This window comes from Candidatus Zixiibacteriota bacterium, assembly GCA_040753875.1.
In the GTDB taxonomy this organism is placed as follows: Bacteria; Zixibacteria; MSB-5A5; order GN15; family FEB-12; genus DATKJY01.
Genome location: JBFMDV010000005.1, coordinates 534120 through 549989 on the forward strand (window position 1 = coordinate 534120; position 15870 = coordinate 549989).

The following is a 15870-nucleotide window of genomic DNA, read 5'->3' on the forward strand; positions in this document are numbered from 1 at the left end:
TTATCTCTCCGAGGCCGCCTGTTTGCGGGTCAGCCCCAGAATATAGTCCCGCAGGTAGAACACCACTGCCACCAGCGCCAGTGTATACACGGCGCCCCCCATGGCGGTTCGCCATAATTGGTACGGCAGATTATCGGCCCGTTCTATCACCAGCGTACAGGCATTGTGCACGAACACACCGGCGAACAGAACGGACAGTTGCGCCGCCAGCGAATCAGCGTTGAGCCGACCCTTGCCATAGAACACCGCCACGGCGATCGCGGCGGTGAACAGAACCTGCCAGCCCATGGTCAGAGGTGTCCCGGCCGAGGCAACGATCGCCACGCCGCACGCGAACCATAATGTGAGCAGTTCCGTTTTTCGCCAGGCCACCATGAGCACCAGAAGCATCGGCAAATTGATCGAAATGCCAAAGAACGAGCTGAACGGCCGCAGGAGCGCCTGAAATGCGGCGACGAGTATCAACATGAGAAGATACGGAATGGCGTTCATCGCCCCTTGGCCCTCAATACGAATAGCTCGTCAAGAGAGTTGAAATCGGCCGCCGGCGCCAGACGCACTTCGCAGAAGGGGTCGTTCTCCGGACGGTCCACGGCGATAACGGTCCCCACAATCAATCCCGCCGGATACACACCCCCCATGCCGGAACTCAGGATCTGGTCCCCGGGCTTGACATCGCCGCGTGTCGGGATGTTGTCAACGATCAACCCCTTGGTCATGATGTATTTGGCGATCCCCATTTCCCGGCTCTCCGAGACCCGCACGGCCACACGGCTGGTCGGGTCCGTCAATAATTGCACAGTGGCGAACGTGCTGGAAACCGACACCACCCGCCCCACCAGTCCCTCTTCACTGATGATCGGCTCGCCAATAGAAATACCGTCAATAGCGCCACGATTGATGACCGCCGACGTAGGGATCCGTACACCGTTGGTCGTGGTGACCTCGGTCGGCATCAGGCTGTAGCCGAGCGGCGTTTCAAATCCGAGGATGGAGCGAAGGCGGATATTCTCGCGGCCGGACTCCTCCAGCATGGTCAGGCGCACTTTGGCGTCAACCAGCTCCGTGCGGAGCCGCATGTTCTCCTCGTCGACGCGGACGAGGTCCCGCAGGGTGTTGTGGATCTTGAAAAACGGGTAGTAGAGCCCGCGAAGTACCACTTCGCTGGCCAGATTACTGACGCCGAATTCCGGGGAGATCAGAACGATACCCAGCAGAAAGACCACCAGGTAATGAACTTTGCGCCAATGTCGGGAGAAAAGGTTTGAGATCCATCTCATGTGTCACGGCGTCCCAGCCCGACAGCGCCCTTAGTTTACGTTATCCATGAGTGCCAGCACGTCGCCGGGCGAATTCGCCTGCATCAACTTCTGTCGATTCTCTTCCGACTTCATAAGAAATGACAGCCGCGCCATAACATTCAGGTGAGCGCCGATGGCATCCTCCGGGGCGGCGATCAGGAAAAACAGGTGCACCGGCTTGTGATCCATCGCCTCGAACTCTACGCCTTTGTGGCTCCGTCCGAACGTGATCACGATCCCTTTGGCGGCACGGGTCTTGGCGTGCGGAAACGCCACGCCATAGCCTACCCCGGTCGTGACCAGGTTCTCGCGCTCGCGGACATCTTCCAGCAGCTCGTTCCTATCCTTGATCATGTTGGAGGTGGCCGCCAGATCGACCAGCTCCTGAATAACACCATCCTTCGACGATGATTTCAGATTGAAGAGTACCAGACTTTCGTCGCAGAATTTAGACAATTTCATAGGCTCAACCTTTACGTTATAGTCTCTGCTTCGTCCAACAGCAGTACCGGGATGCCGTCCGCCACGCGAAAACGGAGTTTGCAGCCATGGCAGTCGAGAACGCCTTCCCGTTCGCGGTATTCGAGCTTCCCTTTGCATTTCGGGCACGCCAGTTTTTCGAGTAACGACTGGGGCAGCGCCGCCATTTCTCTAATACTCCCTGAATTCGCCCATGCGGCGATATTTGGCCAGCCGTTCGGCCAGCAACTGGTCGACCGGCTTCTGCTTCAGTTCCGTCAACACGCGAATCAGCTCCGTCTTGACCGACGCGGCCGCGTAGACCGGGTCCGTGTGGGCGCCGCTCGGCGGCTCAGCGATGATACCGTCGATTATGCCCAGATTCAACAAATCTTCCGCCGTTACTTTCAGCGTCTCCGCGGCTTCAGGGGCACGCGCCGCATCACGAAACAGGATCGCGGCGCATCCCTCCGGCGAAATAACCGAATACCAGGCGTATTCCATCATCAGTACCCGGTCGCCGACACCGATCCCCAGCGCGCCGCCGGAGGCCCCTTCACCAATTATCACCACCACAATTGGTACGCGTAACTCAAACATCACCTGGATGTTCTTCGCGATCGCTTCTGCCTGTCCCCGCTCTTCGGCACCGATCCCCGGATAGGCCCCGGGCGTGTCGACCAGAATAACTATCGGAAGATGGAATTTGTCCGCCAGGCCGAACAATCGGCGCGCCTTACGGTATCCTTCCGGGTGCATCATGCCGAAATTGCGCAGCAGTTTCTGCTTGGTGTCGCGTCCCTTCTGCTGCCCGATGATCATGATCGGCTCACCGTCGAGTTTTGCCGGTCCCCCGACCACCGCTTTGTCGTCGGCGAAACCGCGATCGCCGTGCAGTTCGATAAAGTCGGTGGTCATCAGGTGGATATAATCGAGGGTATGGGGACGTTTGGGATGGCGCGACAACTGCACCCGCTGCCAGCGGGTCAGGCCGGAATAGATCTCCTCGCGGAGTTTCTCCAGCTTCTTCTCCATCATGGCGATCTCGCCGGAGAGTTCGATGTTCTCCCCTACCGCGAAATCCTTCATGTCGGAGATTTTCTTTTCGAGCTCCAGAATGGGACGCTCGAAATCCAGATACGGTCCGTCGGCCATGGTCGCTTTCTTGTCGTTTCGCTACGAAGGGGACCCATTCGGGGGGTTCCCCCTGGCCCGCTTCCATCGGGCCGAGCCGGACATAAAGATAAAAATCCCCACCAAAATAACAACCATAAAAAGGACCAAAAACCCAAAGACTACCAAGCGGTTCCACAAGAACATGGCCAGCGCGAACAGGCCAAAAACCGCCGAGAGCAGATAGAAGAACAAGACGATTTGGCGGGGTGTCAAACCGGCGTGCCCCAGATAGTGGAACAGGTGGCGCCGGTCGGCTTGCATGACATTGCGGCCGGACAGCATGCGCCGCACGAACGACAACCCGGTTTCCAGAAGCGGCACTCCCAGCGCAATCAACGGCACGTAGAGCGCGGCCGCCGTGAACGACTTGAAGCGCACGAGCAGCGAGACAACCGCGAAGTAATATCCGATCTGCAGCGCTCCCGAATCCCCAAGGAATATCCGTGCCGGATATCGATTCCAGAACAGAAACACGGCCAGAAAGCCGGACAACGGCAGCGTGAACACCAGCGCGGACCAGGCATCGTACAGTCCTCCGATGATCGAAAGCGTGATCGCGCCGATCAATGACACGCCGGCCGCGAGACCATCGAGTCCGTCGATCAGGTTAATGGCGTTGGTTAGTGCGACAACCCACAGGATCGTGAGCAGGGCCGAAAATCCGCCGACCTCAATCTCGCCGTAGAACGGGATACTTAGCGGGTCGATACCAAGCCCGCCTGCAAAGAGCAGCAATCCCGCGACTGCTTCGGCGAGCAATTTTACCCAGGCCGATAATGGTCGAAGATCATCGAATAGTCCGACAAGAAACACCAGGACGGCCCCGGCGTACACAAACGCGACCGGGCCGGCCAGCTCCCTCCAGAATTCGTCTGAGATAATCGTCAATGTGACGATCCCTCCCCAGAGTGCAAGAAACAGGACCACACCTCCGAGGAACGGTACCGGACGCTTGTGCCGTTTGTGTCTGCCTGGAAAATCAAGCAGCGCAAATCGCTCACTGGCGCGGATGGCGATAGGAATGCTTATCGCGGTCACAACCGCGCTGACAAAAAAGATGACCACCAGGTCGGCAGGGATCATTCGGGTCTCCGTGAACGCCTCTCCGGGAGAATTCCCACCAGGACTAAATTGACCGTCAGAAGCACCGGCAGGAGCAGCATCGAGAAGCCGTTCGGCACGTGCTTCAGAAAATACTTCCAGACCGAATAGTGGTGCAGCCAGGCGCGGCGAAACCGACCAGCAGATGCTCCCCTGCCCCAGGCATGCACGCCCCCTGCTGACGGCACGAACAGATTGACGAAGCCCGATTGGTGCAACCGCAACGACAGATCGGTGTCTTCCATGAACATGAAAAAGCGTTCGTCGAAGCCACCGATCGCATGAAATCGTTCGCGCCGGGTCATGACAAACGTTGCAGCCACTGCTTCGACCCCAGTCGTTACGGCGTAGTCGGGCAGCGTATACCAGGTGCCGCCAAACCAGCGGGACAATGTCGAACCTCGCGAGAAGAGGATGTTGGCGGTCGTTGGGAAGACCCGGCAATTAGGCTGGAACGCACCGTCCGAGAACCGCAAACGCGCCGAGGCCAGGCCGGCGCGAGGGTTGTTCTCCTGCGCTTTCACCAGTGCGGACAGCGACCCGTTGTCCACCTGCACATCCGGATTGAGAAAGACCAGATAGTTCCCCTTGGCAATGCGCGCCCCCTGATTACACGCCACCGCAAAACCGCGATTCCGCTCGTTATGTATTACCTTGGAATCAGGAAAGAAAGCCAGGACCTGTTCAGTCGAGTCGTCGCTCGAATTATTGTCCACGACAATAAGCTCATCGACGGACGGTCGGAGTTCCGAGCTGAGGCTGGTCAGGCAGTCGGTCAGCGCCGGCAGCGAGTTACAGGTGACGACGACTATCGATATGGAGTCGGATGACACTGCACGGGTGCCATTCAATTAAACTTGCCGATCAGCGATTTCCACCGCAGCAGCCAGACTTTCCAGACCGCTTCGCGGACGATTTTCTTGGACATCTTCGATGACCCGGCCACCCTATCGATAAAGACGATCGGGATCTCTTTGATGCGAAACTTCTTCTTCCAGGCGCGCATGGTCATCTCGATCTGGAAACAGTAGCCGGACGAATGGACATCCTCCAGATTAATCGTTTCGAGTACTTCACGGCGAAAGCACTTGTAACCGCCGGTAGCATCTCTGATCGGAAGGCCGGTGACAACCCGCGCATACTTGTTGGCGAAATACGAAAGCAGAAGGCGCGACATCGGCCAGTTAATAACATTGACTCCGGATATATACCGCGAACCGATCACCAAATCATGGGTCTGGATCTCACGCAGAAAGTCTTTGATATATTCAGGGCCATGTGAAAAATCGGCATCCATCTCGAACACGAAATCGAAAGACTGCTCGATGGCCCAGGTGAACCCGGCGATATATGCCCGTCCCAGCCCTTCCTTTTTCTCGCGGTGGAGCACGTGAACTTTTGGCTCAGCATTGGCCAGGCGTTCCGCAATCTCGCCGGTGCCGTCGGGCGAACTGTCATCGACTATGAGAACGTGGATTCGCGGATCGAGCGGAAGTACCGCGTGGACGATTTTTTCGATATTGTCGCGTTCGTTGTACGTGGGGAAAATAATAAGGGCCCGTTGCATAACAGTTACTTTGCCATCACTTCTACCGGCTTACTCTTCCGGCGGTTACGGAAAAAATGCAGGCCAATGATAGCCAGCACATACAGCGATGTCAACCAGGTGATCATCCGCCCGGTGGTATATCTCGACGAGTGATAACGAAAAGATACGGTATGATTCCCCGCCGGAACCGCCACCGCACGAAACGCGCCATAGGCGCGAAGGAGTTTCACCGGCGCATTGTCGACATAAGCATGCCAAGAGTCATAGTAGGTATCGGCGAGGATCAGCAGCCTCGCCCCGGCCGCACTCACCCCAACGACTGCGGAATCAATATCGTGGTCGATCACCCAGGCCGAATCAGCCGCCGTCATTCCCGGTTCGATAGTGATGCCGGGGTCTTCTTCCAGATACGCATTCGTTCGCATGTTCTCCGTGCCGGTCAGGATACGCGTATTGATCTCTCTGCGGTCCGGTATAACGTGATACTGGTCGACCAGATACACCCGCGGGAAAGCGTTCTCATTTCTCATTATCTGGCTCTCACCGAACGTTGCCACCGGCGTCACCGGCTTGTCACCAAAATAGCCGGCGGGAACGGACTGATTCGGAGGCGTGATCAGATATTTAGTCCCCACCAGATTCAAAAACCGCGCATTCAGACGATTCGTCAGCGCCGGCCCCCCCAGCAGATCATCATACCACCGCAACTGGTTGCCGTGATATCCGGCTACGACTTCGATTCCGTGGAACGGCAGCACATCGGCGGTTGGGGTGATGATATTCATCACGCGGTACTCGCCCGGGTCGCTCTTGAAAAATTGGGTCACAGGTGTGGCGCCCCACTGCGGGATCGGATCAAATGTCCCGATGAACCGCTTGTCGAAACGGGCGCCATCTATTGCCGGCACCAGCACCAGCGCCATCAATATCCCCGGACCGACCTTGCCCTCGCGATACAGCCAGATACACAGCGCCGCCAGCCCCGCAAACAGGAATGACAGCCACGCCCCTGCCTGGATTGACGGCAGATTGATAAACGCGAGATCCAGTTTGCTCACCCCCTCCTGCACCATCGAGCGTGAAGCATCTGAGTAAAACAGCGAGCACCAGGTGGAGATCATAGATCGTCCGGCCGCCGAGAACAAAAGCGCCAGGAGAAGCAGCAAGGCCGGGAAACCGAGCACGAGATAGCGGAATTTCTTGTCTCGACCGGCATCATCCACGCGCCTGCCATCAAGAAGGTGCTGGAGCCCCATCGCGGCCAAAAGTGAGATCGAAAACAGAAACAAAAACATAATCATCGAAGGGGCGCGTAACGACGACACTTTGGGAATGAGATAATAAAACAGCTTAAATATCGGCGTGGTCGCGCCGAGTGCGTAGACCAGCGCAAAAAGCGCCAGTCCGCCAAAAAACCACCGCTCCTTTCGCCGCGAAAACGTCAGCCCGAATATCCCCAGGAAAAGCGCCACCACTCCAACGGATTCCGAATTGTCCTTGAAGACGTTCTTCCCCCAATAGTAATTCTTCTCATCCCCCTGAACATTCGACCCGCAGAACTCCGGAATGAGCAACGAGAACGCTTCTTCCTCGTGCATGGACCACGAGGTAGCCCAGTCCCAGCCTTTTTTGGAATCAGCGCGGGGCGAAAAATTGGTCGTGTAATTGTAGCCGGGATAAAATTGAATGGCCGATATCAAGAGGCCAATCACCACCGCGTATGCCGTGAGCAGCGCAGGCCGAATGAGCCTGGGAATCGACGTCGTCTCCAGATACAGACGGCCCAGCTTGTACACGGCATAAAACGACACCCCCCAGAGTGTGAAATACGCCATCTGTGGATGCGGTGTCAAAATGATCAGCCCGATCACGCCGCCCAACAGTGTAAAATTGAGAAACGGCTTCGCCTCAAAGCCGCGATCAAGAAACAAGATCACCAATGGGAATAATGTCGTGACAAAAATCTTACCATCGTGTCCCGGCGCCACCAGCGACACCAGATAGCCGGAGAACATGTAACAGACTCCGGCCAGAAGTGACGCCACTTTCGAAAGTTTGAACTGCCGCGCACACAAATACATAAATATACCGGACAAGAATATGTGCAGAAACAGATTCATCCCCAGCATCCGGTAGATGTTGTCGAAAAACTTCAGAAACGTCAGCGGATAGAAAATGTCGCCGTGGAAAGCATCCACAAAGGGCATCCCGCCGAATATGTACGGGTTCCACTGCGGTACCGCATGGTGCGCATCAAAGTAATTCACATAAAATGACCGGAAGAACACGCCGGCCTGGATCTGGTCGGACATGAACAGCATCTTGTTGGAGAAGATGAACTCGGAAAACAGGATGATCAGAATAACAAACAGAACGCCGAATGCAACCGGCGTGAACCATCGAGTTGTCTCCGGCTCGAATCGGGTCACCCGCCTGGGCGATACGGACGGTGTCCGCTTAGTCTTTTTGCTCAATGTACGCTCGATTGCATGCTATGTCGCTTACTTCCTGATTGCGGCTGCCGCCAGTGCGGCCGCCGTCTCCACAACTAACGACCAGAGACGCACCAGAAGCGCCAGCGCCGGTGCCACCGCGCCTACATACGGCGACAGAAGCGTCCCCAGCACCAGTTCACGCGGACCAAATCCACCCGGCGCAAAGATCATCACATATCCGATTTGGTACGCGCCATTGTAAATGCCGGCCGCCGCCACTACACCCGGGGACTGCTCCGGAAGCACCGCCAGCAAAAAGAACCAAAAGGCAATCCCCTGGGCGATCCAGCCGAGAAAGTAACCAACCAGGATGACCAGAGCAACTTTTTTGTCCAGGGTGAATTTGACCGGCGGCCGCCCGATTTTCACCAGGAGCCAGTTTCCCACTTTCAACAGGGGCTGTGGATACAGGACCAGCAGCGCGCAAAGCGCCAGGAGACCAATCACCATGAGCCAGGCGGAACCCCGTCCCAGAACCGCCACCTGCTCGGTGAGCACCAACGGCTCGACAAACGCCGCCAGCACAAACACAAGGAACGATGCCGGAATCGCGAACATCTCAGAGATGACAAAAGATGCCCCGGCTGCCTCAGCCGTTACTCCTGCCTGGCCTGCTAAATATAACATCCCAAACACCTGCCAGACCTTGCCCGGAATATACCGCGCGAGATTGGAGAGATAGGATATCTTGAATGCCATTGGCGCGCTGACCTCGTGCCCGAACCCCGCGATGATCTTCCGCCAGGTGGCGGCAAAAACGGCAAACGAGCCAAGCGCCGCAAGAACAGAAAGCAGGAGATACGCGTAGTTGAAATGCCATTCCTGCTGCCGGATCTCCGACCAGTTGACTACTACCTGTCGAACGACAAAATAAAGAACGAACGCCGTCAAAGCAGTCTTGACGGCGACGATGAGAGCTTTCTTGAACGTCATGTGAAAGGGACCGAAATATGGCGCCCTCAACCGGGTCGCTGTCGGCGGAGTTCGTCCAGAATAGCCTGCGCTTTTTTCCGAAGATCGCTCAGCTCCTCTTTCATCGCCGCCTGCGATTCGGACATGAAGCCAAGCATAAACAGCCCGAGGCCGAGACTCGACAGGAAAATCACGAGATAGAGAAGTTGCCGCTGCCCAACGCCGACGATATACCGCTCCCAGAGCGCATACAACCCGACCAGAAACGCCAGCCCGAGCAAAACCGCACCGGTCAGACCGAAATACAGAAGCGGTTTGCGCGCGAACGTGATCTGGAATTTGACCGCCAGCATATCCAGCACACCCACCGGAATCCGCCAGACTGAAAATTTCGTTTTCCCAGAGTGGCGCGGATACAGGCTTATTTTCACTTCTGCTATCTTGAACCCTTCGTTGGCTGCCAGCGGCACCAGGAAGCGGTGCCAATCCCTGCGCAGGAAGACTGATTCTGCCACTTCCCGGCGAAACGCCTTCACCGAATTCAGGTCATGCACCTTGAGTCCAAACAGTCGCCGCGAGAACGTATTGTAGATATTGGACACGAACCGCTTATTGTATTTCCCCTGTTTCCAGCCGGTGCAAATATCAGCTCCGTTCGCGATCGGCTCGATCAGCGAAGGAATGTCTTTCGGCAGATACTGGAGGTCCGCCGGATAAAACACGAACACATCGCCGCGGGCCATCGCGAACCCGGTCTGAAGCGCCTCAGTCAGCCCGCGATTGCGCGGATGGGTGGCATAACGGACAAACCCGTACTTCCGTGATGCCTCGATAATCTTCTCCAACGTGCCGTCGGTGGAGCCGTCATCGATAAAGATCAGGTCGCCGTCGAACGGCGCCGTCCGTAACATCTCCGCGAACTGCCTGCAGAACTCATCAATGTTTCCTTCCTCGTCCTTGGCCGGCACGATGGTGGAAACTACAAAGTTGTATCTGGTTTGAGCTGCCATGCCTCACTGACTTTCAATCGTTCATATTCACCGCTGAACACCGCCTCCGCGCCGGGCGCGTCGTGCAGCGCTCGTTCGAACAGGCCCAATGCCTCTTGTTTGTACTCCGGTTTCTCCGTGGCAATGAACCGGTCCCGATAGAACCGCGCCAGCTTCACCGTAAGAACATAACTCGACGGTGAAAACTCAATCGCTTTTTTGTACATCTGCTCCGCCACGTCAAACTGCCCGTGCTCTTCCGCCTGGTCGCCGATCAGGAGGCAGCCGGACATATTGGCGGGGTATAGTTCCATATATCGGCGTCCTGCTTGTTCCGCTAATAGGGTCTCCCCTTCCCGGTACGCCTGGGATAGCTGCTCGTATAGCGAAAGCGGATAACTGTCCGACATATAATTTCCGGTCGCTCCGGCCACCCGAAAGAGCCGGACCTTGTTCTTGCCGATAGCATAGGTCGCCACGTGGGTCGAGGCCTTCATGACCTCGGGATAATCCTGGGTCGCCCGCGACTCGTTCGGTTCATCCACCAGGATATGCGTGATCGGGTATTTCTTGAACAGGGCTGTGTCCGCTTTCGAAACACCGAACATGTGAATGATCGACTTGAGATTCGTCTCCAGCGTCATATTGGGGCCGAACGGTCCCGATACGACCGCCTCCGGCGACACCACCATCGCCAGGTCTCGGCTGTTGTCACGGGCAATGTACACGGGACGCTGCGCCCAGTAGACATAGCTACCAATGCCGGTGCCAACGATAACCGCACCAAGAACGCTTGCTGCCAAGAATGCTGAAACTCTCTTGTACACGAACACGCGGCGCCGGTAGAGTACGATTCCCCAGGCCACCAGCCCGGTCGTTACCGCAGATGCAAGTGCCAGCCAGTACTTGAAATCCGTGAAATAGAATTGCTCGCCGAGCGCTTCGCGAATACGGCCATAAACTTGATAGATCGGTACGAGCCCCAACGCGAAACAGATCGGATAGAACAACAGCGGGATGCGGTCGGCACCTGACGGTTGCCATGGGCGAGCTACGCGAGCGATGAGAGACGCCGCCCCTGCCTGCATGGCGTAGATCATCACGAGTTGGTACCGGAGCGGCCGATAATTCCAGATCATCAGCGCGCCGTAGAAAGCCACGATCATCGCAGCCACGAACAGATGCCCGGCGTTCCAGCCCGTATGCCCTTTCTCCCACGACCGCTTCTGCACCGCCTGAAACGCAATCACACCAAGAAATACAGCCGACAGGATTGCCGGCACCGGCAAACGCGGAAACAATTGTGAGAAGATCCCGAACGTGACCATTTTGTATACGAATTCATCAAATGAGTTCAGCGCCTCAGGCGCGCCATAGAGCGAAACGGTTTGCTCCTCCAGGTACCCCGCCACTTGCTCCTGCATGACGCTGTACGAAAAGAAATACCAAAAGGTGGCCACTGCCGCTATTCCCGCGACGAAAGCAATCGGGGCCGAGAGCCGAATGCGCGGAAGTTCCACGCCATCGTGAAATAACCGGTAACCGATCAGCACAGCAAACGGCGCCAGAAACACCAACCCCATCACCTTCCCAAAAAAGATCGCTACGCCAAGCGACAGCCCGGCCAGCGCGAACGCCGGCCACTTTCGAAAGTAGCTGCACATCACCAACGCGAGGAAAGCATAGAACGCCATCGCGTGCTCCAGAAACGGCGCGCGGCCGTAGAACGTCAAACTATAGTCGAACCCCGCAAACAACAGAAACAGGATGGCGATTTTGTTACCGGCAACCTTGCGGACAAACAGTCCAAACAGCGTCAGCGCTCCCCAGGAATAGATCACCCCGACCAGATTCGATTGCCAGATACCGACACCGAACAACTTGAATACTACGACGGCCAGCGCTGTGACACTCGACTTGAGAAATAACACGAACCGGAAGTCGTGAAGCGGATTGAAATCGCCAGTCTGGAGATAGAGTCGAGCGAACAGCGTATACTGACCGGTGTCGGTGTAGATATCATTGGAACGGGAGACATCGATTGGCGGGTCCGCCCCGAGCTTGTAGAGCCGAAGTCCCAAACACAAAAGCAGGATGGCAAGAATGATTATCCCCGACCATCCTGAATAACGAGATTTGTTCTCAGCGGGCCCCAAAGAACTCCTTGATCTTCGATACTACATACTGAATCTGCTCGTCGGTCAACTCCGGGAACATCGGCAGTGATACGATCCTGTCCGCCATCTTCTCGGTCACGGGGAAATCCCCCCGTTTCTTGCCGAGATGCGAGAACGCCTTCTGCAAGTGAATCGGGACCGGATAATGAATGAGCGTCGAGATACCGTTGCTCTGAAGAAACTGCTGAAGTTCCTCACGGCGGTCGACCTCAATTACATACAGGTGAAACACCTGAAAATAATCCGGATTCATGTCCGGTACCGTCACTGGCGCCCCTTTCAGCAACTCGCTGTACCGATGCGCCACGCGGTTTCGCTCGGTATTCCATATATCGAGATGCCGCAGCTTCGCATTCAACACCGCCCCCTGTATCCCCTCAAGTCGCGCATTGTAGCCCAGCAATTCGTGATAATATTTTTTCTCGGAGCCGTGATCCCGAAGCATCCGCACTTTGCGCGCCAGCTCAGGATCAGACGTCGTTACCGCCCCTCCCTCTCCATACGCGCCGAGGTTTTTCCCAGGATAAAACGAGAACGCCGCAATCGGCGCCATCGAGCCCGCCGTACGCCCTTTGTATTTCGCGCCGTGTGATTGAGCCGAATCTTCAAGCACGGCCAGTTTGTGCTTCGCGGCTATCGACAGAATCGGGTCCATGTCGGCGGTTCGGCCATACAAATGAACGGGGATAATGACCTTGGTCTTTTTGGTGATCGCCCGCTCGATCAGGTTTGGATCAATCGTCCGACTCGCTGGATCGCAGTCCACCAATACCGGCGTGGGACCGGCATGAGCAATCGCGGCTGCTGTAGCAATGAACGTATTGGCTGCTGTAATGACCTCGTCTCCTGGGCCAACTCCGAGAGCCTTCAACGCCAGCAAGAGCGCATTGGTGCCGTTGTTGATGCCAATACACTCTTTGGTTTGGCAGTAGGCCGCGAAGTTCTTTTCGAACTCGGCTACCGCCGGCCCGAGGACGTATGCCGACTTGTCCAACACCCCTTGAATAGCTGTATCCAGTTCCGATTTTATGGAGCGATACTGAGCTTGTAAGTCTAAGAATGGTACTTGCATGTGGTTCCTTTAGCAGGGGGGAAGTATATCAGATTGTGACCGAAAGTCAAGACGACTGGCGATGACTGACTGTCAGCAGTTGCATTCGTACAAGGGGACGCCAAAGAACAAAAAGTCGATGAGGGCCTGCAAGTCCGAAATATCAACGGTATAGGACCAATCCAAGTCATTCTCTTCGAGGCAGGCCGATAAAACTTGCTCGCCAGAGAAGAGGTAGTCGACTATGGCTGCCAGATCGGAGATATCGACCAAGTCTCCGGGATCACCATCGAGATTACCGACTAGACCCTGGCAGCACGCGGTACAAAGGCAACCGCCGAAGAAAGAGTACAGCCAGGCTCTGGCCTTTCTGACCCTGTTCTCAAAATTAGCCGTCGTACCACTTCTCAAGGTAACTAGGGCAATATAAAGTGTGAGCGAATCATCAGCCGCAAGCGAGTAGTTGTTCCTGAATGCCATTACACTATGCTGGTTACTTTTGACCGGCTCGGCTGAGTACCCGGGATTTTGCATATTGATCCATAGCTCGCTCGGCAGGAAACCACCGTTCGGCTCTACGAAGTCGGAGTTGAGGGCTGTATATGCACCGTACAGTGCTCGGTCTGGAGAACATATGTGCTGGATGTCAGTGTAGTTTTTAAGAAATGCTACTCCACCAAATCGTCTATCGTTTGATTGGCATTGCAGGGAAACATCCTGACCGTACTCCCCTCCTCGCTGATACATGAGGCGCAGCGAATCGACAAACCCACTCGTATTATGAGCCCCGGTATCGCTGGGAATATTCCAGTCAATCGCTACGCCGATTGTCAGCCCGCTCACGGACGTCCCCTTGTACGGAAACACCAGCATCTTCTGTATCAGGAACTCGCAACTGTCCGGATGTTTCGGCGCGTACCAAGTCAACTCCACTGCTACCAGCGAATCCACGGTCACAAACTGCCCGGTCTCAAACATATCGTAAGTTGGCGTGCTGGTGTGTCCGGTCGCCACAATTGGCCACTGCCGATCCATTACCGGCACAAACCCTCGCGGACCAGGGTAGCCGTCGCCGAATATCGACCAACTCGCTATCACCGTATCAGGATTGCTCAACTTTCGAAGTATGATCGGGGAGCCATCATACAGATAGACATCAGTCTCGCCGGGAATCGAATCAACCGTGTCGCAGTCGCCGAAGTCCCAGTAATCCATATTAACCCTTCCCGCGCCTCGTTGCCCGAAATTGCCGTCACTGCTGACCACCAATCGAAGGCAGGAAGTCGCGATCGTGTCGAGAATCGGCGCCACAACTGTGTCGGCAACCGGAATGTTGATCGTATACCACTGGGAATCCAGTGGCGCCGGTGAGTCCGACAAAAAATAAACGGAGCCGCGCAGCTCAATTACCGTGCCAGGACTGTTGATGATCGCTCCGGCGTTCAAGAACACGTACACAAAGTTGCTCTCGGAAGGCTGGACGCTGAGCGGCCCTGTGGACGACAGACCAAGCCAGTTGACCAAGACCAGAGATTCTTTCACCCCTACGATTTGAGAAACACTGAGTGTCGCGTCGCCGATATTCCGGAGCCAGATGTTCTCGGCACGCTGGAAGCCATGTTTGACCCACTCTGGATACGCAATGCCTGACGCACTCAACTCAAGCATCGGCCCGGCCGTGCCGGTCACTGCGACCAATACGACCAGACTCAAAATCATCAGTAGCTTCTTCAAATCATCGCCTCTCAAAACGGGCAGTTCGGCAAGTTCGCCCCAAAGAACAGGAAATCAATCAACATCTGCAAATCAGAAATGTCCATGCTGCCGTCCGAGTTTATATCGCACTCCTCGCTGCACATACAACAATTGGGCGGCCAGATGCCGAAAAAGAGCGGCGAGACAATGCAATCCAAATCCCCAATGTCCACCACACCGTCACCGTTCATATCGCCCGTGCTACCAACACAACACGGGTCAAGGGCGCTCGTTTCTGCCCCGCCCATGGCCAGCCAACACGTTGCGATCGTCAGCGCGATCAATGCAGTCTTGCGCATACGTTCATCCTTGGCATGCAATGCCAATGTTCCCAGGTTGTGCAGATGTCGTGAAGAGAGCGATGGGGACGCTGTTGCACCGTATCAGACCTAACCGGCCGGAGTGAGACTCCAAACAAGAATACCTAATACGGACTCTTGTGTCAAGTATTGTTTGCGTCGCTACACGGTTTCCATCCGTAGTGAAGCGGCAAACGATGGCCCTCACGCACATTGCGGCAGCACGGCCCCAAAGAACAGAAAATCTATCATGACTTGTAAGTCGGAAATATCAACACTACTGGAACCGTCTACGTCATTCTCCTCAAAACAATCGGAGAGAGTGCCGCCAGTGAACAGGTAGTCAACCATCGCCGATAGGTCGGAAATATCGACCACATCAGCCGGATCGCCGTCCAGGTTCCCTCTCCATCCTGCACAACACGGATCACACACATCGCCGAGACCATCGGCATCCAGGTCCTCCTGGCCCGGATTGGCTAGAACCTGTCTCAAAATTGCTTTAGCAGGATGAGGGTACAGGCGAGTTGTACAAAGCCCAGGAAATTAGCGGTGTAGTATTCCCAACGCACGAGGATACGTCGCTGCCACTGGAGCCACGAAAAG

General features: G+C 55.7%; 16 protein-coding genes. All 16 read right to left on the bottom strand.

The window, feature by feature from the left end:
• The 16 genes from AB1644_03910 to AB1644_03985 all read right to left on the bottom strand — a co-directional run bounded on the left by AB1644_03910 (position 1) and on the right by AB1644_03985 (position 15759).
• Positions 1–492, bottom strand: coding sequence for a hypothetical protein (locus AB1644_03910; GenBank protein MEW6050190.1), 492 nt, complete (start codon positions 490–492; stop codon positions 1–3).
• Entirely contained in the window at positions 489–1280 is a 792-nt protein-coding gene (gene mreC, locus AB1644_03915; protein MEW6050191.1) for a rod shape-determining protein MreC, read from the bottom strand. The genes AB1644_03910 and mreC overlap by 4 nt, the downstream gene beginning before the upstream one ends.
• A 30-nt stretch (positions 1281–1310) precedes the next feature.
• Positions 1311–1763 (bottom strand): PTS sugar transporter subunit IIA, encoded by a 453-nt coding sequence (locus AB1644_03920; GenBank protein ID MEW6050192.1) that lies wholly within the window; start codon positions 1761–1763, stop codon positions 1311–1313.
• Positions 1764–1774: 11 nt separating this feature from the next.
• Positions 1775–1948 (bottom strand): Trm112 family protein, encoded by a 174-nt coding sequence (locus AB1644_03925; protein ID MEW6050193.1) that lies wholly within the window; start codon positions 1946–1948, stop codon positions 1775–1777.
• A gap of 4 nt (positions 1949–1952) precedes the next feature.
• Positions 1953–2915, bottom strand: a complete 963-nt coding sequence (locus AB1644_03930) for an acetyl-CoA carboxylase carboxyltransferase subunit alpha (protein ID MEW6050194.1) — start codon at positions 2913–2915, stop codon at positions 1953–1955.
• A 21-nt stretch (positions 2916–2936) separates the two neighbouring features.
• Complete coding sequence (locus AB1644_03935; protein MEW6050195.1) at positions 2937–4019, bottom strand: MraY family glycosyltransferase; 1083 nt, start codon at positions 4017–4019, stop codon at positions 2937–2939.
• Positions 4016–4888 carry a glycosyltransferase family 2 protein gene (locus AB1644_03940; protein MEW6050196.1) on the bottom strand — a complete coding sequence of 291 codons (873 nt, stop codon included), beginning with the start codon at positions 4886–4888 and terminating at the stop codon, positions 4016–4018. Before AB1644_03940 ends, AB1644_03935 begins: the two co-directional genes overlap by 4 nt.
• Positions 4885–5604: a polyprenol monophosphomannose synthase gene (locus AB1644_03945; GenBank protein ID MEW6050197.1), complete on the bottom strand. Its 720-nt coding sequence runs from the start codon at positions 5602–5604 to the stop codon at positions 4885–4887. The genes AB1644_03940 and AB1644_03945 overlap by 4 nt, the downstream gene beginning before the upstream one ends.
• A gap of 5 nt (positions 5605–5609) precedes the next feature.
• Complete coding sequence (locus AB1644_03950) at positions 5610–8060, bottom strand: hypothetical protein (GenBank protein ID MEW6050198.1); 2451 nt, start codon at positions 8058–8060, stop codon at positions 5610–5612.
• Between the two features lie 27 nt (positions 8061–8087).
• Positions 8088–9014, bottom strand: a complete 927-nt coding sequence (locus tag AB1644_03955) for a lysylphosphatidylglycerol synthase transmembrane domain-containing protein (GenBank protein ID MEW6050199.1) — start codon at positions 9012–9014, stop codon at positions 8088–8090.
• 26 nt (positions 9015–9040) lie between these two features.
• Positions 9041–10003 (bottom strand): glycosyltransferase family 2 protein, encoded by a 963-nt coding sequence (locus tag AB1644_03960; GenBank protein MEW6050200.1) that lies wholly within the window; start codon positions 10001–10003, stop codon positions 9041–9043.
• Positions 9973–12138 (bottom strand): hypothetical protein, encoded by a 2166-nt coding sequence (locus AB1644_03965; protein MEW6050201.1) that lies wholly within the window; start codon positions 12136–12138, stop codon positions 9973–9975. The genes AB1644_03960 and AB1644_03965 overlap by 31 nt, the downstream gene beginning before the upstream one ends.
• Positions 12125–13231: a DegT/DnrJ/EryC1/StrS family aminotransferase gene (locus AB1644_03970; GenBank protein MEW6050202.1), complete on the bottom strand. Its 1107-nt coding sequence runs from the start codon at positions 13229–13231 to the stop codon at positions 12125–12127. The genes AB1644_03965 and AB1644_03970 overlap by 14 nt, the downstream gene beginning before the upstream one ends.
• A gap of 72 nt (positions 13232–13303) precedes the next feature.
• A complete protein-coding gene (locus AB1644_03975) occupies positions 13304–14944 on the bottom strand; it encodes a hypothetical protein (GenBank protein MEW6050203.1) in 1641 nt (546 codons plus the stop codon).
• Positions 14945–14955: 11 nt separating this feature from the next.
• The gene (locus AB1644_03980; GenBank protein MEW6050204.1) at positions 14956–15264 is read right to left on the bottom strand and encodes a hypothetical protein; all 309 of its coding nucleotides are present in this window, start codon (positions 15262–15264) and stop codon (positions 14956–14958) included.
• 204 nt (positions 15265–15468) lie between these two features.
• The gene (locus AB1644_03985) at positions 15469–15759 is read right to left on the bottom strand and encodes a hypothetical protein (GenBank protein MEW6050205.1); all 291 of its coding nucleotides are present in this window, start codon (positions 15757–15759) and stop codon (positions 15469–15471) included.
• Positions 15760–15870 lie beyond the last annotated feature (111 nt).